Here is a 16,335-nt window from a genome sequence, read left to right as displayed (position 1 = left end):
AACAACGTGGAAAAGTTCATCGCGGGACCAGGCCGAGGATGTCGTTGTAGAACGCCAACCCCATCAGCCCGGCCAGCAACGCCAGGCCGATGTACTGGCCGGCGGCGATGGCACGCTCGCTCAGCGGGCTGCCCTTGACCAACTCGATAAGGTAATACAGCAGGTGGCCGCCGTCCAAGATCGGGATCGGCAGCAGGTTGATGATGCACAGGCTGAGGGACAGCAGGGCAAGGAACTGCAGGAACCAGTCGAGGCCGCGCTTGGCCGAGACATTGGCCACCCGGGCGATGGTGACTGGCCCGGACACGTTCTGCAGCGAGGCCTTGCCGGTGACGATTCGGCCCATCATGCCCAGCGAATCTGCCGCCAGGCGGCCGGTTTCGCGCACGGCCACGGTGACCGCGTCGAGCGGGCCATAGCGAAGCAGGGTGTCGTAGGGAGGGCTGAACGAAGTCGGGAACTGCACGCCGATCTGCCAGGTCGGTTCACCCCTGGAATCCTTGCCCTGGCGCGGGGTGACTTCCAGCGCCAGGCGTTCACCGCCGCGCAGGACCTCGATCATGCCAGGGCCGCCGGCGCGGCCCAGCGTCTGGATCTCGCCGATGACCTGATCGGCACCATCGATGCGCTGGCCATCAATGGCCACGATCAGGTCCCCCGGCTGCAGCTGCCCGGCCACCACCGAATCCGGCGTCAGCGAGTCGACCAGCGCCGGCTGCAGCCACGACTGCCAGTACAGGCCGGCCAGGATCGGCACCCGCCGCTCATCGAAACCTGCCGGCAGCTGCGACAGCGGCAGAGTGCGCATGCGTACCTGGTCAGCCGTATCCAGCACCTCCAGCCTCACGTCGCGGCGGTCCATCGCGGCCGCGGTCAGCGCCATGCTGGCTTCACCGAGGGTAACGACCGGGCGCTCGTCCACGCGCAGCACGCGGTCACCGCTGGCCAGCCCGGCACTGGCAGCGATGCCGCTGACACGGCCGACCGTCGGCGAATAATCCTGCTTGCCGATCACGAACATCGCCCACAGCAGCAGGATGCACAGCAGCAGGTTGGCGATCGGGCCGGCGGCGACGATGGCAATGCGTTGCCAGACACTCTTGTGGTTGAAGGCCTGGCCGCGCTCGTGTGGGTGGACTTCAACCTCGCGCTCGTCGAGGAACTTCACGTAGCCGCCGAGCGGGATGGCGGCAATGGCGAACTCGGTGCCGTGCCTGTCCCGGCGCGACCACAGCGGCCGGCCGAAGCCGACCGAGAAGCGCAGGATCTTGACCCCGCACATGCGCCCGACCCAGTAATGCCCGAACTCGTGGAACGTGACCAGCAGCCCGAGGCTGACAATCATCCACCAGACCGATCCGATGAAGTCAGTCATGCAGGCTCACAATGGCGGGCAGGGGCGGCGGCGTCATGCTGGGCGAGGCAGTCGTTCAGGCGGCGTCGATGGCGTTCAGGGTGAGCTGGCGTGCCCGCTGGTCGGCGCACAACAGGACCTCCAGTGTATCGGCTGGCTGGGTCGGCAGTGTTGAAAGAGCGTTAGCAACCAGCTTCGGGATGGTCAGGAAACCGATCCGGCCCTGAAGAAACGCTGAAACCGCCTCTTCATTGGCGGCGTTCAGCACCGCCGGTGCGGTGCCGCCGGCCTGCATGGCCTGCCAGGCCAGCGCCAGGCAGGGGAACGCGTCCGTGTCCGGGGCCTCGAAATCCAGCCGGCCCTGGGCCAGCAGATCCAGCCCGGCCACGCCCGATTCGATGCGTTGCGGCCAGCCCAGGCCAACGGCGAGGGTGGTGCGCATGTCCGGCAGGCCCATCTGTGCCAGGGTCGAACCGTCAACGAACTCGACCAGCGAATGGACCAGGCTCTGCGGGTGCACCAGTACCTCGATGCGTTCGCCGGGTACGCCGAACAGGTGGTGGGCCTCGATGACTTCCAGGCCCTTGTTCATCAACGTCGCCGAATCGACCGAGATCTTCGGCCCCATCGACCATTTCGGGTGGGCAACGGCCTGGGCCGGGGTGACCTGGGCCAGTTCGTCGCGGCTGCGGCCACGGAATGGGCCGCCGGAGGCGGTCAGCAGGATCCGGCGCACGCCGGCGCCATCAACGCTGGCATCGCGTGAGCGCAGGCACTGGAAGATTGCGCTGTGTTCGCTGTCGATCGGGATGATCTCGGCGCCCGCGCGTTCAGCGGTGCGGGTCAGCAGCTCACCGGCCAGTACCAGTGATTCCTTGTTGGCCAGCAGGATGCGCTTGCCCGCGCCGGCTGCGGCCAGAGTGGAAGACAGCCCGGCCGCGCCAACGATCGCGGCGACCACGGTGTCGCAGGCGTCACTGGCGGCCAACTGGTCCAGCGCGGCATGGCCGGCATGCGCCTCGGTGGACAGCCCCGCATCGCGGAGGCCGTCGCGCAGTTCGGTGAACAGCGCTTCGTCGGCGATGACCGCGTGCGCTGGCCTGTGCTGGCGGCACAGTGCCAGCAGCGCCTGCACCTGGCGGCCGGCAGCGAGCACCGTGGCCTGGTAGCGGTGCGGGTGGCGGGCGATCACGTCCAGCGTGGAAGCACCGATCGAGCCGGTGGCGCCGAACACGGCGACCCGGCGCAGGTCTGCGACAGCATTCATGGTCAGAATCCGAAGATTTCCTTGCCGAGTGCGAACACCGGCACGGCAGCCAGGACACCGTCGACACGATCGAGCACACCACCATGGCCCGGAATCAGGTTTCCGGAGTCCTTGGCGCCGGCGTGGCGCTTGATCAGGCTTTCGAACAGGTCACCCAGCACCGAGGCGAACACGGCCACCACCGAGGTGATCAGCAGGGCTGGCAGGTGCCCGGCGTCGATGCCGGCAAGCCAGCCCAGGCCGAGGGCCACGGCGACACCGGCCAGCAGGCCGCCGAACAGGCCTTCCCAGGTCTTGTTGGGGCTGATCCGTGGGGCCAGCTTGTGCTTGCCGAAGTGACGACCGGCGAAATAGGCGCCCGAATCGGCCGCCCAGACCAGTGCCAGCGCAGCCAGCAGCCACAGGTGGCCCTGGCTGCCCGGCGGATCGCCGCCGGCATGGATCAGCACCAGCGCAGCCCAGGCCGGAACGATGGCCAGCGTACCGGCCAGCATCTTCACGATGCGCGAGGGTGCCGACGGCTGCGCACCGAAGTCGAAGAAGCGCAACCAGACCAGCGCGGCCAGCCACCAGGCCACGCCGGCCAGGGTGGTGATCTGGAACAGCACCAGCGTGCTGCCATCGGCCCAGACCAGCAGCACCATCAGCAGCAGGTTCAGTACCAGCAGCACGGTACGCGCCAGGGTGTCTTCGATGCCGGCCAGCTTCAGCCATTCCCACAGGCCGATCAGCAGCACCGCAGCGGCCGCCGCTGCCAGCCACTGGGTCGGCAGCAGCAGGATCGCGGCAATGGCGACCGGCGCCATGATCAGCGCGGCAAGGACTCGGATCTTGGTCATGGGCTGGAAGTCTCGGTGGCCAGTGCGGCGATCTGGGCGCTGGTCAGGCCGAAACGACGCTCACGTCTGCCATAGGCGTCCAGCGCCTGCTGCAGCTGCCCGGCATCGAAGTCCGGCCACAGGGCATCGGTGAACCACAGCTCGGTATAGGCCAGCTGCCACAGCAGGAAGTTGCTGATGCGGGTGTCGCCACCGGTGCGGATGAACAGGTCCGGCGGTGGCAGGTCGGCCAGGGCCACCTGGCTGCCCAGCAGCGATTCATCGATCTGCTCGGGCAGAAGGCGACCGGCCGCCACTTCGACGGCCAGGGCGCGCGCGGCGCGGGCGATGTCCTGGCGGCCGCCGTAGCTGGCGGCGATCGACAGGGTCAGGGTGGTGTTGTCGGCGGTGCGCTGCTCGGCCAGCTGCATGCGGCTGACCAGCCCTGCACCGAAGCGCTCGCGTTCGCCGATGAAGCGAACGCGCACGCCACGCCGATGCAGCTCGTCCACTTCGCGGTCGAGCGCGCCGAGGAACAGCTTCATCAGGGCATCGACTTCTTCCTGCGGTCGGCCCCAGTTCTCGCTGGAAAACGCGAACAGGGTCAGCGCCGGTATGCCCAGTTCAAGGCAGCGCTCGATGGTGCGGTTGACCGCGCGCGCGCCGGCCCGGTGGCCGATCACGCGCGGACGACGGCGCTGCTGTGCCCAGCGCCCATTGCCATCCATGATGATGGCGATGTGGCGGGGCAGGGCGGCCGGCAACGGAGGTGGGACTGAAGGCATCGACTTCAGACCGACAGCAGTTCTTTTTCCTTGTCGGCAACGACCTTGTCGACGTCCTTGATGTTGGTGTCGGTCAACTTCTGGATGTCGTCTTCACCGCGCTTCTTCTCGTCTTCGCTGATCGCCTTGTCCTTGACCAGCTTGGCGATTTCCTTGTTCGCGTCCTGGCGGATGTTGCGGATCGCGATCTTCGCGCCTTCGCCTTCCTTCTGCACCTGCTTGACCAGCTCCTTGCGGCGCTCTTCGGTCGGCGGCGGCATGTTGATGCGGATCGCAGTGCCCAGCGTGTTCGGGGTGAATTCGGCGTTGTAGAGACCCTTTTCGATCTCCTTGATCATGCTCTTGTCGAACGGCGTGACCAGCAGCGAGTGCGCGTCGGCGTTGGAGATCGACGCGACCTGGTTCAGTGGGGTGCTGGCGTTGCCATAGGCGCTGACCGTGACACGGTCCAGCAGGGCCGGGGTGGCGCGGCCGGTGCGGATCGAGGTGAGGGTGTGCTTCAGAGCGTCGATGCTCTTGGCCATGCGCGTCTGCGCGTTGTTCTTGATGTCGTTGAGCATCGCCGGGTCCTGGGTGTAACTGGAATCGGGCGATTATAGGCGAATACGGGACGCTGCCGGGCCTGAATCGGCCCGGAGCTCGCCTGGCGCTCAGGCTCAGGCCGGGTCGCGGCCCTGGACCAGGGTGCCGATGTTCGCGCCGCTGAGGATCTTCAGCAGCTCACCCGGCTGGCCCATGTCGAACACGCGCATCGGCAGGTCGCTGTCGCGGGCCAGCGCGAAGGCCGCCGTATCCATCACTTCCAGGCCGCGGCGGATGACTTCGTCGTAGCTCAGGCTGTCGAAGCGGACCGCGTCGCTGTGCTTGTTCGGGTCCTTGTCGTACACGCCATCGACCTTGGTGGCCTTCAGCAGCAGGTCGGCGCCGATCTCGATCGCGCGCAGCGCGGCGCCGGAGTCGGTGGTGAAGAACGGGCTGCCGACGCCAGCGGCGAAAATCACCAGGCGGCCCTTTTCCAGATGGCGGATGGCGCGGCGGCGGATGTAGTCCTCGCACACGTCGTTGATCTTGATCGCGCTCATCACGCGGGCCTTGGCGCCCAGTTTCTCGAGGGCGTCCTGCATGGCCAGGGCGTTGATGACCGTGGCCAGCATGCCCATCTGGTCGCCGGTGACCCGGTCCATGCCGCCAGCGGCCAGGCCGGCGCCGCGGAAGATGTTGCCGCCGCCGATCACCAGTGCCACTTCGGCACCGGCCTGCTGGGCTTCGATGACCTCGCGGGCCAGGCGGTTGATGACCTTCGGGTCGATGCCGTAGTCCTCATCTCCCATCAGCGCCTCCCCGGACAGTTTCAGGAGGATGCGGCGATAGGCGAGCTTGGACATGGGGACCTCGGGTGCGTGGAAATCGCGGGGGATTCTACGCGCATGCGGCGTAGGGCCAAAGTGTTTTGTGCACTGCGGCGCGAAATCCTGCCATCCGCCCCGGTCATGCAGGGCGTCCCGTTCAGCCCAGCTCGGCGCCGGCGGTGGCTGAAAGCTCGTCGTGGCCGAGCGCACCGGGGGAGCGGGCGATCACCCGGTTACGGCCCAGGTTCTTCGAGCGGTACAGCACGTCGTCGGCGGCGCGCAGCAGGTCCTGCACGTCGGCAAAGCGCTCGTAGCCGCCCTGGGTAGCCACGCCGGCGGAGAAGGTGACGAACAGCGGCCCTCCCTCCAGTTCGGCCATCGGCGTGGCGACGATGTTGGCCAGTACGCGCCGGATTACGTCAAGGGCCACGGACTCACTGGTATTGGGCAGCAGCGCGACGAATTCCTCGCCGCCGAAGCGGGCCACGGTATCGCTATGGCGCAGCTGGCCCTGCAGCTTGCCGGCAAAGGCGCGCAGCACCTCGTCGCCGGTCAGGTGGCCGTGGGCGTCGTTGATCTTCTTGAAGTCATCCAGGTCGATGAAGGCCACCGACAGCGGCCAGCCCTGACGCCCGGCGCGCAGGAACTCCTGCTCGAGCACCGCCTCCAGCTGGCGCCGGTTGAGCACGCCGGTCAGGGCGTCGCGATGGGCCTGGTCAGCCAGGCGCTTGGCCCGCGCCTCGAATTCGTCGGCGCGGCGGCGTGCCTGCTCGGCATCCTGCAGCTCGCGCAGGTTGCGCAGGGTGGCCAGCTCCTGCGCGTGGTCGATCAGCTCGCGGACCCGCGAGGGCGAGTTCAGGCCGGCCTCGAACAGGCTGGCGATATCCGGCAGGGCCTCGCTGATGCGGGTCAGCACCTGGTCGAAACGGGCGCTGTCGAGTTCCAGCCGCTCATGCACCTGGTGCAGGGCGCGCTCGCGGGCGGCATCGGCGTCTTCGTCCAGCCAGATGTCGGCAACGGCGCCGGACAGCTGCACGCAGGCCTGGAACGGCGAATCGGCGGCGTCGTCGTCCTCGCTGTGGCTGATGCTCTCAACCAGATAGCGTGGCAGGCCCCATTGCTCGGCCACCCAGGCGCCGACATCGGCGTGGCTGCAGCCGAGCGCGTCGCGTTCGCGGGCGACCAGGTCCGTGTTGTCACGGGCTTCGCGCAGCAGCGGCAGGTAACGCTCCGATTCGGCCTGGGCCAGGCACAGCACGCCCAGGTCCTGCAGCAGCCCGGCCAGCATCAGTTCCTCCAGCCGGCGCAGGCCGCGGGCCTGGCCCAGCTGGCTGGCGGCCAGTGCACTGAGAATGCTGCGCTTCCACGCGCGCTGGCGCAGGTCGTGGTCGGCGCCTGCGCCGCCGGTCAGGCCCTGGGTGACGGTGAAACCCAGAGCAAGGCTGATTGTGGCGTTAAGGCCGAGCATGGTCAGTGCCTGGCCAAGGTTCTCGATGCGGCGGCGGCTGGCGTACAGCGGCGAATTGGCGATGCGCAGCATGCGAGCGCTCAGCGCCATGTCGATGGCGATGATGTCGGCGGCGGTGGCGATATCCGCTTCCGGGTCCTGTGCCAGCTCGATGATGCGCAGGGCAATACCGGGCGGCGAGGGCAGGTTGCGGCAGAGCGCCAGGGCAGCTGTCAGCTCGGGAGGCATGTCGGGTCGTTCAATTCCATTAGGACAAGAATACCTAGGAATGCATCACAGTCCGCGATTTTCCTTCCTGCTACGCGACTGTGGATTCCCTGCGCCGAGTATCGGCTTGATTCGCGCGCAACGCAAAGAGCCCTGATATCGGGCTGTGCCTGGCGTCAGTGCGCGCACCAACGGTGCCCACCCACCGATGCAGTGGGTACAAAAAAAGAGCCGCGGTTTCCCGCGGCTCCTTCTGGTCGCTTCACAGCCGGAGGGCTGGAATCAGACCTGCATCGCCTTGGCAACTTCGGCGGCGTAGTCTTCCACCACCTTCTCGATGCCTTCGCCGACGATCAGCAGCTTGAAGCCAGCCACATCGGCGCCAGCGGCCTTGACCACCTGCTCGACGGTGGTGTCGCCCAGCACGTAGGTCTGGCCGTACAGGGTCACGTCGCTGACGATCTTGTTGATCTTGCCGCTGATGATCTTTTCCAGGATCTCGGCCGGCTTGGCCTTGTCCTTCTCGGACATCTTGGCCAGCTCGATTTCCTTTTCCTTTTCGACGAAGTCGGCCGGAACGTCCGCAGCCTTGTTGTGCGGCGGCTTCAGCGCGGCCACGTGCATGGCCAGGCCGCGGGCCAGCTCGACGTCGCCGCCGATCAGGTCAACCAGCACGCCGACCTTGCCGTTGGTGTGGACGTAGGCGCCGATGTTGCCGGTGGTGTCGACCTTGACCATGCGGCGGATCTGGATGTTCTCACCCAGGGTCTGCACGGCGGTGGCGCGGGCTTCTTCAACGGTGCGGCCATCGGCCAGCGTGGCAGCCTTCACGGCTTCCACGTCGTTGGCGCCCGATGCCAGGGCGGCAGCGGCGACGGCGTTGACGAAGGTCTTGAAGTTGTCGTCGTTGGCGACGAAGTCGGTTTCCGAGTTGACTTCGACCAGCACGGCCTTGCCGCCATCCTGGGCCAGGCCCAGGCGGCCTTCGGCGGCCACGCGGTCAGCCTTCTTGTCGGCCTTGGCAGCGCCGGACTTGCGCATGGCTTCAGCAGCGGCGTTGATGTCGCCGTTGGCTTCGGTAAGCGCCTTCTTGCATTCCATCATGCCGGCGCCGGTGCGCTCGCGCAGTTCCTTGACCAGGGAAGCAGTGATTTCCACGGGATTACCTCACGAAAGAAAGGGGTTGGGCCGGCATGGTGGCCGGCCCGTGTGACACGGTCCTGTCACGCGCCAAGGGCTGCGTGCAGGAGGGTGGACGCCGGGCGTCCACCCTGTGGCCTGGATCAGGCCTGGGCGTCGTCGCCCTTCCTGGCAGCCTTCTTGGCCGGAGCGCGGCGGGCCGGCTTCTCTTCGCCTTCGGCAGCGGCTTCAGCGAACTCTTCCTCACGCACCGAAGCGGCGTGCGGAGCAGCAGCCTTGCCTTCCAGCACGGCGTCGGCAGCGGCGCGGGCGTACAGCTGCACAGCGCGGATGGCGTCGTCGTTGCCCGGGATGGCGTAGTCCACCAGTTCCGGGTTGTAGTTGGTGTCGACCACGGCGATGACCGGGATGCCCAGCTTCTTGGCTTCCTTGATCGCGATGTCTTCGTGGCCGATGTCGATCACGAAGATCGCGTCCGGCAGGCGGTTCATGTCCTTGATGCCGCCCAGCGAGGCTTCCAGCTTGTCGCGCTCGCGACGCAGGCCCAGCACTTCGTGCTTGACCAGCTTCTCGAAGGTGCCGTCGGTTTCACCGGCTTCCAGTTCCTTCAGGCGGGCAACCGACTGCTTGACGGTACGGAAGTTGGTCAGGGTGCCGCCCAGCCAGCGCTGGTTCATGAACGGCATGCCGCAACGCTCGGCTTCTTCCTTGATGGTTTCGCGGGCGCTGCGCTTGGTGCCCAGGAACAGGACGGTGCCGCGCTTCTGGGCAACCGACGAGATGAAGTTCATCGCGTCGTTGAACAGCGGGACGGTCTTTTCCAGGTTGATGATGTGGATCTTGCCGCGGGCGCCGAAGATGTACGGAGCCATCTTGGGGTTCCAGTAGCGGGTCTGGTGGCCGAAGTGGACGCCGGCTTCCAGCATCTGACGCATGGTGACCTGGGGCATTGCAATACTCCTGATATGGAACCAGCGATTCCGCCCGCGGGGATAGGTATGCGGGACGCGTGGAAGCGCGATCGGTTCCGGGGTTGGGCTTCCCTGTTGCCTCCGTGGCCGAACTCCTTGCGGAGCACCCCGGCACGGATGGGGGCAGCAGGTGTGGATTCACCGGTGACGTCCGGTGTGGACGGGTTCCCGCGCACGCAGGCGGCAGGAATCCGGTCGATTATAGCCCGCTGCGGGCGCTCGCTGCAATTGCGGGGTCAGATGCGGCCAGATCGACCTCGCGGCCGTCCTGCAGGCGTGCCCGGAAGCGGCCACCTGCGTAACTGTCCGCGCGGGCGGGCAGGGGCCAGCGTCGTTCATGGCCGGCGAGGATGTAGCCGGCCAGCCCGCCCACCAGCACTGTCGATTGGCCGTCCGCCGCGATGAAGCGCAGGTCGTGCAGGCGGCCGTGCAGCGTACCGCAGTTGCTGAGTCGCAACGCAGGCTGCGACCCCAGGGCCTCGATCCGACCCTGCAGGCGGGCGTGCAGCACTGGCGCCGCGGCGCCCCGGAACAGCGGTAGCGAGTAGCGCGGCAGCCCTGCCAGCGCCGGCGTCAGCACGATCCTGTAGGCCTGTTCACCCATTGCCGCGGCCGGATCACGTGGCAGCAGCCAGACGCGCTGCGTACCGCCCGGGGCGAGATCCAGCCGCGCCGGGCTGACCCGGATCTGGTCGCTGGGCTGCAGTCGTTCGGCGTCCAGCTGCTGATCCCAGGCCAGCACCTGCACGTGGCCCTGCCAGCGGCCGGGCCCGGGATTGCGCAGCCACAGCTCGGCGCGGCCGCCTTCGGCCGGCAGCTGCAGGGTGGTAGGCAACACCTCAAGCGCCGCAGCCGGCTGCGCCAGCAGTGCAAGCAGGATCAGCAGCGCGCGCATCAGTAGATGAGGGTCACGGCGGGTGTTGGGTTCTCGTCCGTCGCCGGTGGTGCGAGCTCGCGCACCTGGGATGGCAGCTGGGGTGTATCGCTGCGCTGGTGCGGCGCCGTACAGCGCGCGCCACCGGTGTCGTCGCTGCAGGAGTCGACCACGGTCAGCCGGATCTGCAGGGAGCTGCTGGGTTCGGCCAAGGCCGGCGTACTGGCGACCAGCATCGCCGCGATCGAAAATGTGCGAACCACCTGCCATCCACCATGCTGAAAGACTTGCTGCGCGGTATCGGCGGGATGTGCCGGAACTGTAGCGCCGAGCCGGCGCTCGGCACGGCCTTCGTCCGGTGGGTGCCGACCGTTGGTCGGCACGCCGGTCAATAGGTGATCGTCACCGTCACCAGGTCGTTGTAGGTACCAGCCGGGGGCTGGCCGGTGACCGGCGGCACCCGGCCGTAGATGGTCAGCTGCTGTGCGCTGCCGGTGCCGGTGCCGCTGGCCGTGTCGACAGTCAACGTATTGCCCCAGCGCAGGCTCCGAGCCGAGTCCCGGTACAGCTCGTAGGGAAGGTAGTAGGTACTGCCGCCGATGGTGGTGGCCATGCGCCGGATGCTGGTCGCGGCAGGGTTCCGGCCGTTGTTGAGTCCGACCTGGAAGGCGGTGTTCTTCAGGCAGGTCAGTGTCAGCGTGGCGGTCCGGTCGATGTTGGCGGGAATGCTGCCGGTGACGTTGCCGAAGTTCATGTCGGTGGTGACGTAGCTGCCGCACTGCGGCAGCACATTGGCGGTGGCGGTGAAACTGAAGGCTGCGCTTGCGCTGTTGGTGCCGGTGGCGCCGCCGTTGCAGGTGGCGGGCACTGTGGCATTGCCGAGCAGGACCTCGTTCCAGGCCCAGGTCAACACCACGTCGGCGCCGCTGAAGGTGCTGCTGTAGGCGCCGGAGGCCAGGATCTGGTTGGCCGGAATCTGCCCGAACAGCTGCACGGACTGCGCACCGCTGCCGCCGGCGACCAGCGGCACGCTGTAGGTCATGGTCAATTCCTGTGCCGGGGGCGTGCCGCGCGGGACCAACCCCGTCACCTGGCTGAAGTTCGAGGTGTTGTAGAGCTGGAAGTTCATGCTGTCGCTGCTGCTGGTCTTCATCGTCCGCCAGCTTGAACTGCTGCCGCCACCACTGCCTGCGCCGATGCCGACGCAGACGCGCACACCGGTTGTGGCCAGCGCGCTCAGCGCGGCGGTGGTGCAGGTCACCGTGATGTTGAGGTTGGCCGTGCTCGGGCCAGGCGCATTGCTGTTGATGTTGCCGAACGGCAGCGTTGGATTGGCGACCGCGGTGCAGACCGCGACAGCGCGGGCCGGTGCTGCCGCCAGCAGGCCAGCGAACAGCAGCAGGCCGAGCAGCAACGTCCTCATGGCGCCACCTCCGGAATGCACTGCAGCGGCGCCGGTTTCGGCCGCGCACCGGTCGCCACCACCCTGGGCAGGGCGGGGACCTTCACCCGGCAGGGGCCGCGGCTGGTGGTGACGTACAGCACGCTGCCGGCGGCAACGTCTTCCAGGTACAGCAGGCCGTCATAGCCGACCGTGGCCTGGCGGCCATCGGGCAGCTGCACCTCGCTGCCCACCTCCAGCGGCTGCCCGTCCATTGCCAGCAGGGTCAGGCTCAGCGACGGTCGCGAGCGCAGCTGGAAGGCGATCCGGGTGCCGGCGCGCTGGCGAGGCGTCACCCAATCCTCGATGCGGTCGGCACGCATGTCCTCGGGCAGGTCCAGGGTGTCGATCGAGACCCGGTTGCGCTGCCAGGACAGCAACGGGCTGACCAGCAGCAGGCCGCGATCATCGGTGACGCCGATCAGGCGGTTTTCCAGCCGCACCGGCACGCCGCCGACGCCACTGGTGCTGATCACCGCGAACGCGTCCGACACTTCGCGCGTGGCGAAGGTGTGGCCACCCATCCACACCACGCTGCCGCTGGCGCTGGCGTAGGCATAGTTCAGCCCGCCCTGGCGCGAGGCGCCGAACGAATAGCGGCCGGTATCGTTGAGGATGCCGACCTCGGCCAGGCCGCCATTGCCGTCCTCGCCATGGCGCAGCTGTGCGCGCCAGCCGACGCCGCCGGCACTGCCATCGCCGGGCACCGGCTGGGTCACGTCCGCGACCCAGCTCTGGCTGTCGCCGTTGCGTTGGCTCGAGAGGCTGGCCTGGCGGTTGTTGCCCAGACTGGCGGTCAGCGACAGGTAGATGCTGCGGTCGTCGCTGTGGTCCAGGTTCTGGTTCAGCGACAGGTAGGCCGACCAGCGCTGGCTCCAGCTGCGCGACCAGAACAGGCTGGCGTAGCGGTTGTCGTCGCCGTCGGGGTAGCGCAGGCGCAGGTAGCTTGCGCTGAGCGTGCCCAGCCGCAGCAGGTCCAGGCCGAGGGTGGCCTGCTCGCTGATGCTCGGTGGCAGGTTGCCCTGCAGTGCGCCCAGGTCGCGGTAGTCGCCGTGGCTGCGCACGCTGCGCAGATTGACGTTGAAGCGGCGGTTGTTCCAGCTGTAGCCCAGCGCCCATTGCCCGCCCTGCAGCCCGTGGTAATCACTGCGTGCATAGGCCGCATTGAACACGCCGGCAGCGCCGAGCAGCCACCAGCCGCCGATGCCGGCCTGGGCCAGGCCGCCGCCGCCTTCGGCATGCGCCTCGCCAGTGAAGGCATTGCTGATGCCGCCGCGCCAGCTGGCACTGGCCACCGTGCGATCGTCGTAGCCGAAGGAGCGCTGGCCGAAGTCCTCGCGCAGCTGGCCGACGCCGACCGACCAGTCCGAAAGGCCCTTGGCCAGCAGTTGCTGGGTGCCATAGAAACTGAAATCCAGTGTCTGCATGCGGCCGAACGCATCGGTTACCACCACCTGCGCGATGCCGGTGCCGCTGATACCAGGCTGTGCCGCCAGCTGGAACGGACCGACCGGGACCTGTCCGCTGTACTGGCGCAGGCCATCCACGTACAGCTCGACCGTGGAGGGCACCACGGCCTGGCCGAGGAAGCTCGGCGTGGGCGTCAGTACGCGATAGGGCTGCAGCCCGTAGTTGCGACCGATCTGCACGCCACCCAGGCGCACTGGCCGGGTCCAATCGACGAAGCCGCTGTAGAAGTCGCCGACCTCCAGCGTCGTTGCACTGTCGGGGAAGTCCAGGCTCCATCGGGTGTCCAGGCGCATGCTCTCGCCGCGCCACTGGCGGTCGCCGGGTTGTTGGTAGCGGCGGCTGATGGCGGTGTTTTCGAACGTGCCGTTGCCGATGCCGAACACGCGTAGTTCCGAGCTCAGGCTGAGGTTGCCGAGCGTGTCCACCCGGCTGCCGTATACGTCGTAGTTGAGCAGCACGCCCGGCGAGGCATTGCCGGTCGGCGCACGCGCCTGCGGCCGGCTGAGCACCGTGGTCGGCAGGGTCAGCTGGTCCAGCGGCACATCCAGCGCCAGGGTCTGCATGTGCGCGTCGTAGCGCACCACCGCGCCACTGATCTGGTCCAGGTAGACCGGTACCTCGCCGCTGGCATTGAAGCCGAGCTGGCGCAACACCTCGGGGCTGGCCTGAAGCCGACCGCGGTTCTCGATGAACGGCAGCAGGCCGCGTGGCGTGCTGTTGAGCGACACATCCAGGTACAGCGTCTGGCTGGCGGTCAGTGGGGTCGGGGGCGGCAGGGTGGCATCGGCCGACACGCCGGAGACATCAACGGCCGCGCCGGACGCATCGGCGGCCTCGGTCGCCGCGGGAGCCAGGGCAGCCAGCAACGCGCCCATCAAGGCCTCAGCGAGCCGGTGGGGGCGACAGCGGCGTCTGTTCCGACTCGCCATTGAGCTTGGCCGTGATCTGGTCGTTGTCGCGGTCGATCGCCACGCGCTCGATCGGCCAGCGCATCACCTGGCCCGGCAGCACGTAGCCCAGCAATCCGGGATGGACGATGCGCGGACGCGTGGCGCTGCCCAGCGCAAGATCGGCGATCTGCGCGTAGCTGTCACCCGTATTGGCCACCTCCACGCCATTGCGGCCATCCGCCAGTGTCACCAGGCGGGCCTGCAACTGTGGGGCGAGGGCGCCGGCCGAAGGCTGCACGAACACGGGGATTGAATAGCGCAGGACGAACTGCATGCCCTCGGCACGCGTGGCCAGGTCCGGGATCTGGTCCACGATCAACCGGTAGTGCCGTTGTGCAGGCGGTGGCTCGTTGTCCGGACGCATCACCCGCACCAGTTGCTGCTGGCCCGCGGCCAGTTCCTGCATGGGCGGTGTGGCCATCAGCTCATCGGTGGGCAGCAGCCGTTCCTGGCCGTCCTGCTGCACCCAGCGGAACACGCGCACCTGCAGCTTCACCGGCGCGGTGCCGCTGTTGGTCAGCCATAGCTCAGCCGCACGCTGGCGCGCCTCCAGCTGCAGGCTGGTCGGCGCGACCTGCAGGCTGGTGGCGCCGGCGGTGGCGGTGGCCAGCAGGCACAGGGCGAGCAGCGCCACGCCGGTGGCGCGCCACGGGCGGGGTCCGGCCATGCGGGCGTGCTCCATCAATAGGTGATCGTGGCGGTAACCGTATCCAGGTAGCTGCCGGTGGCCGGGTTGTTGGTGCTCAGGTTCAGGATCTGGCCGTAGACAACGTACGGCACGGCCAGGCCGGTGCCGATGCCGGCCTGGGTATTGGTGCCGGTTGTGGATCCCCAGACCAGGGTATGCGCGGCATCCTGGTAGAGCTGGTAGCCGACATAGTTGTTGGCGGTCACGGCGGCATTGGTGTTCTTCATGCGCCGCGTGGTGACGTCGTTGGCGGTGCCCGCGTTGGCGCCCGCATTCAGCGCGATGGTGTACGGCGTCAGCGCCGAACACTGCGCGGTGACCGTGCCCTGGCCGAGGGTGGGCGTGGCGGTGGTCGACGCCGCCGTGCCGAAGTCGACGTTGGTAGCGGCCGCGGCCGTGATGGTGCAGGCCTTGGTGACCACCAGCGTGACGTTGAAGGTGGTGGTATCTGCGGCCAGGGCCGGGCTGGACAGCAGGAGGCCGGCGAAGGCCCAGGCAAGCGGAGAACGAAGCGCGGATCGCATGGACAACCTCCCTGACCCGAAGGTCCGTTGAACAAGGCGAAGGCGGCACGATCGGCACCGCTTCGGCGACGGTGACCCCAGCTTAGGTGGCGTAAGTGTCTGTAATCTGTGATAAACAGGCGGGCGAAAGGGTGGAGGGCATCACGCTTTCATTTTCCTTGCCGAAAGCGTGCATGGCCCGGTGCATGGCCCGGAATGCCAGTTGGGTGGCGTTCGTTCAGATTGCGGCCGGATCGGCGATAATGGGTGCCATGAGCGTGAATCTGAAAACCCCGCAGGAAATCGAGATGATGCGCATCGCCGGCCGCTTGGCCAGCGAAGTGCTGGACATCGTCACCCCCCACGTCAAGCCCGGTGTCACCACCGAGGAGCTGGACCGCATCTGCCACGACCACATCGTCAACGTGCAGGGCGCCATTCCGGCCAACGTCGGCTACCGCGGCTTCCCGAAGACCGTGTGCACCTCGGTCAACAATGTCATCTGCCACGGCATCCCCAGTGAAGGGAAGGTGCTCAAGGATGGCGACATCATCAATATCGATGTCACCGTCATCAAGGACGGTTGGCACGGCGATACCAGCCGCATGTACTTCGTCGGCACGCCGTCGGTGATGGCCCGCCGCCTGGTGGAAACCACCTACGAAGCCATGTGGCGCGGCATCCGCGCCGTGCGTCCGGGCGCCACCCTGGGCGACATCGGCCATGCCATCCAGAGCTATGCCGAAGGCGAGCGTTTCAGCGTGGTGCGCGAGTACTGCGGCCACGGCATCGGCAAGGTCTACCACGATGAGCCGCAGGTGGTGCATTACGGCCGCCCGGGCCAGGGCCTGGTGCTGCAGCCGGGCATGACCTTCACCATCGAACCGATGATCAACGAGGGCACCCGCTACAACAAGGTGCTGCCGGATGGCTGGACCGTGGTGACCAAGGACCGCAAGCTGTCGGCGCAGTGGGAGCACATGGTCGCGGTCACCGAGACCGGCGTCGACGTGCTGACCCTGTCGCCGGGCGAGTCGCAGGTTTCCTGAC

General features: G+C 67.5%; 16 protein-coding genes. 1 reads left to right on the top strand and 15 read right to left on the bottom strand.

All coding sequences use genetic code 11. The annotated features are described in order from the left end of the window. Positions 1-16 precede the first annotated feature (16 nt). The 15 genes from rseP to N5C25_RS03760 all read right to left on the bottom strand — a co-directional run bounded on the left by rseP (position 17) and on the right by N5C25_RS03760 (position 15,306). Positions 17-1,375 carry an RIP metalloprotease RseP gene (gene rseP / locus N5C25_RS03830; protein WP_019659127.1) on the bottom strand — a complete coding sequence of 453 codons (1,359 nt, stop codon included), beginning with the start codon at positions 1,373-1,375 and terminating at the stop codon, positions 17-19. A gap of 55 nt (positions 1,376-1,430) precedes the next feature. Beyond that, complete coding sequence (locus tag N5C25_RS03825; RefSeq protein ID WP_279936459.1) at positions 1,431-2,621, bottom strand: 1-deoxy-D-xylulose-5-phosphate reductoisomerase; 1,191 nt, start codon at positions 2,619-2,621, stop codon at positions 1,431-1,433. A 2-nt stretch (positions 2,622-2,623) separates the two neighbouring features. After that, positions 2,624-3,460 carry a phosphatidate cytidylyltransferase gene (locus N5C25_RS03820; protein WP_279936458.1) on the bottom strand — a complete coding sequence of 279 codons (837 nt, stop codon included), beginning with the start codon at positions 3,458-3,460 and terminating at the stop codon, positions 2,624-2,626. After that, a complete protein-coding gene (gene uppS, locus N5C25_RS03815) occupies positions 3,457-4,224 on the bottom strand; it encodes a polyprenyl diphosphate synthase (protein ID WP_019659124.1) in 768 nt (255 codons plus the stop codon). Before uppS ends, N5C25_RS03820 begins: the two co-directional genes overlap by 4 nt. A 5-nt stretch (positions 4,225-4,229) precedes the next feature. Then, positions 4,230-4,784 carry a ribosome recycling factor gene (gene frr, locus N5C25_RS03810; RefSeq protein ID WP_106467524.1) on the bottom strand — a complete coding sequence of 185 codons (555 nt, stop codon included), beginning with the start codon at positions 4,782-4,784 and terminating at the stop codon, positions 4,230-4,232. 96 nt (positions 4,785-4,880) lie between these two features. Next, a complete protein-coding gene (gene pyrH, locus N5C25_RS03805) occupies positions 4,881-5,609 on the bottom strand; it encodes a UMP kinase (RefSeq protein WP_019659122.1) in 729 nt (242 codons plus the stop codon). Between the two features lie 121 nt (positions 5,610-5,730). Continuing rightward, positions 5,731-7,269 (bottom strand): GGDEF domain-containing protein, encoded by a 1,539-nt coding sequence (locus N5C25_RS03800; protein ID WP_227843978.1) that lies wholly within the window; start codon positions 7,267-7,269, stop codon positions 5,731-5,733. Positions 7,270-7,530: 261 nt separating this feature from the next. After that, the gene (gene tsf, locus N5C25_RS03795; protein ID WP_019659120.1) at positions 7,531-8,406 is read right to left on the bottom strand and encodes a translation elongation factor Ts; all 876 of its coding nucleotides are present in this window, start codon (positions 8,404-8,406) and stop codon (positions 7,531-7,533) included. A gap of 125 nt (positions 8,407-8,531) precedes the next feature. After that, entirely contained in the window at positions 8,532-9,338 is an 807-nt protein-coding gene (rpsB, locus tag N5C25_RS03790; protein WP_058983431.1) for a 30S ribosomal protein S2, read from the bottom strand. Positions 9,339-9,558: 220 nt separating this feature from the next. After that, complete coding sequence (locus N5C25_RS03785; protein WP_134734959.1) at positions 9,559-10,254, bottom strand: molecular chaperone; 696 nt, start codon at positions 10,252-10,254, stop codon at positions 9,559-9,561. Next, positions 10,254-10,469, bottom strand: a complete 216-nt coding sequence (locus tag N5C25_RS03780) for a hypothetical protein (protein WP_251102625.1) — start codon at positions 10,467-10,469, stop codon at positions 10,254-10,256. The genes N5C25_RS03785 and N5C25_RS03780 overlap by 1 nt, the downstream gene beginning before the upstream one ends. Before the next feature lie 152 nt (positions 10,470-10,621). Further along, the gene (locus tag N5C25_RS03775) at positions 10,622-11,656 is read right to left on the bottom strand and encodes a spore coat U domain-containing protein (protein WP_279936457.1); all 1,035 of its coding nucleotides are present in this window, start codon (positions 11,654-11,656) and stop codon (positions 10,622-10,624) included. Beyond that, positions 11,653-14,019, bottom strand: a complete 2,367-nt coding sequence (locus N5C25_RS03770) for a fimbria/pilus outer membrane usher protein (protein WP_279936456.1) — start codon at positions 14,017-14,019, stop codon at positions 11,653-11,655. Before N5C25_RS03770 ends, N5C25_RS03775 begins: the two co-directional genes overlap by 4 nt. A gap of 7 nt (positions 14,020-14,026) precedes the next feature. Then, positions 14,027-14,776 (bottom strand): molecular chaperone, encoded by a 750-nt coding sequence (locus N5C25_RS03765; RefSeq protein WP_019659114.1) that lies wholly within the window; start codon positions 14,774-14,776, stop codon positions 14,027-14,029. After that, complete coding sequence (locus tag N5C25_RS03760; RefSeq protein WP_019659113.1) at positions 14,776-15,306, bottom strand: spore coat U domain-containing protein; 531 nt, start codon at positions 15,304-15,306, stop codon at positions 14,776-14,778. The genes N5C25_RS03765 and N5C25_RS03760 overlap by 1 nt, the downstream gene beginning before the upstream one ends. 242 nt (positions 15,307-15,548) lie before the next feature. On the opposite strand from N5C25_RS03760, the gene map reads away from it, so the two are divergent. After that, a complete protein-coding gene (map, locus tag N5C25_RS03755) occupies positions 15,549-16,334 on the top strand; it encodes a type I methionyl aminopeptidase (RefSeq protein ID WP_032955117.1) in 786 nt (261 codons plus the stop codon). Position 16,335: the final 1 nt, after the last annotated feature.

The organism is Stenotrophomonas sp. GD03958, from assembly GCF_029839005.1.
In the GTDB taxonomy this organism is placed as follows: Bacteria; Pseudomonadota; Gammaproteobacteria; order Xanthomonadales; family Xanthomonadaceae; genus Stenotrophomonas; species Stenotrophomonas hibiscicola.
This window is presented reverse-complemented; position numbering and strand designations above follow the sequence as displayed.

Excerpts from the sequence above, each read along its gene's own strand:
- rseP (WP_019659127.1), bottom strand. The coding sequence starts at position 1,375 with ATGACTGACTTCATCGGATCGGTCTGGTGGATGATTGTCAGCCTCGGG.
- N5C25_RS03825 (WP_279936459.1), bottom strand. The coding sequence starts at position 2,621 with ATGAATGCTGTCGCAGACCTGCGCCGGGTCGCCGTGTTCGGCGCCACC.
- N5C25_RS03820 (WP_279936458.1), bottom strand. The coding sequence starts at position 3,460 with ATGACCAAGATCCGAGTCCTTGCCGCGCTGATCATGGCGCCGGTCGCC.
- uppS (WP_019659124.1), bottom strand. The coding sequence starts at position 4,224 with ATGCCTTCAGTCCCACCTCCGTTGCCGGCCGCCCTGCCCCGCCACATC.
- frr (WP_106467524.1), bottom strand. The coding sequence starts at position 4,784 with ATGCTCAACGACATCAAGAACAACGCGCAGACGCGCATGGCCAAGAGC.
- pyrH (WP_019659122.1), bottom strand. The coding sequence starts at position 5,609 with ATGTCCAAGCTCGCCTATCGCCGCATCCTCCTGAAACTGTCCGGGGAG.
- N5C25_RS03800 (WP_227843978.1), bottom strand. The coding sequence starts at position 7,269 with ATGCCTCCCGAGCTGACAGCTGCCCTGGCGCTCTGCCGCAACCTGCCC.
- rpsB (WP_058983431.1), bottom strand. The coding sequence starts at position 9,338 with ATGCCCCAGGTCACCATGCGTCAGATGCTGGAAGCCGGCGTCCACTTC.
- N5C25_RS03785 (WP_134734959.1), bottom strand. The coding sequence starts at position 10,254 with ATGCGCGCGCTGCTGATCCTGCTTGCACTGCTGGCGCAGCCGGCTGCG.
- N5C25_RS03780 (WP_251102625.1), bottom strand. The coding sequence starts at position 10,469 with ATGCTGGTCGCCAGTACGCCGGCCTTGGCCGAACCCAGCAGCTCCCTG.
- N5C25_RS03775 (WP_279936457.1), bottom strand. The coding sequence starts at position 11,656 with ATGAGGACGTTGCTGCTCGGCCTGCTGCTGTTCGCTGGCCTGCTGGCG.
- N5C25_RS03770 (WP_279936456.1), bottom strand. The coding sequence starts at position 14,019 with ATGGGCGCGTTGCTGGCTGCCCTGGCTCCCGCGGCGACCGAGGCCGCC.
- N5C25_RS03765 (WP_019659114.1), bottom strand. The coding sequence starts at position 14,776 with ATGGAGCACGCCCGCATGGCCGGACCCCGCCCGTGGCGCGCCACCGGC.
- N5C25_RS03760 (WP_019659113.1), bottom strand. The coding sequence starts at position 15,306 with ATGCGATCCGCGCTTCGTTCTCCGCTTGCCTGGGCCTTCGCCGGCCTC.
- map (WP_032955117.1), top strand. The coding sequence starts at position 15,549 with ATGGGTGCCATGAGCGTGAATCTGAAAACCCCGCAGGAAATCGAGATG.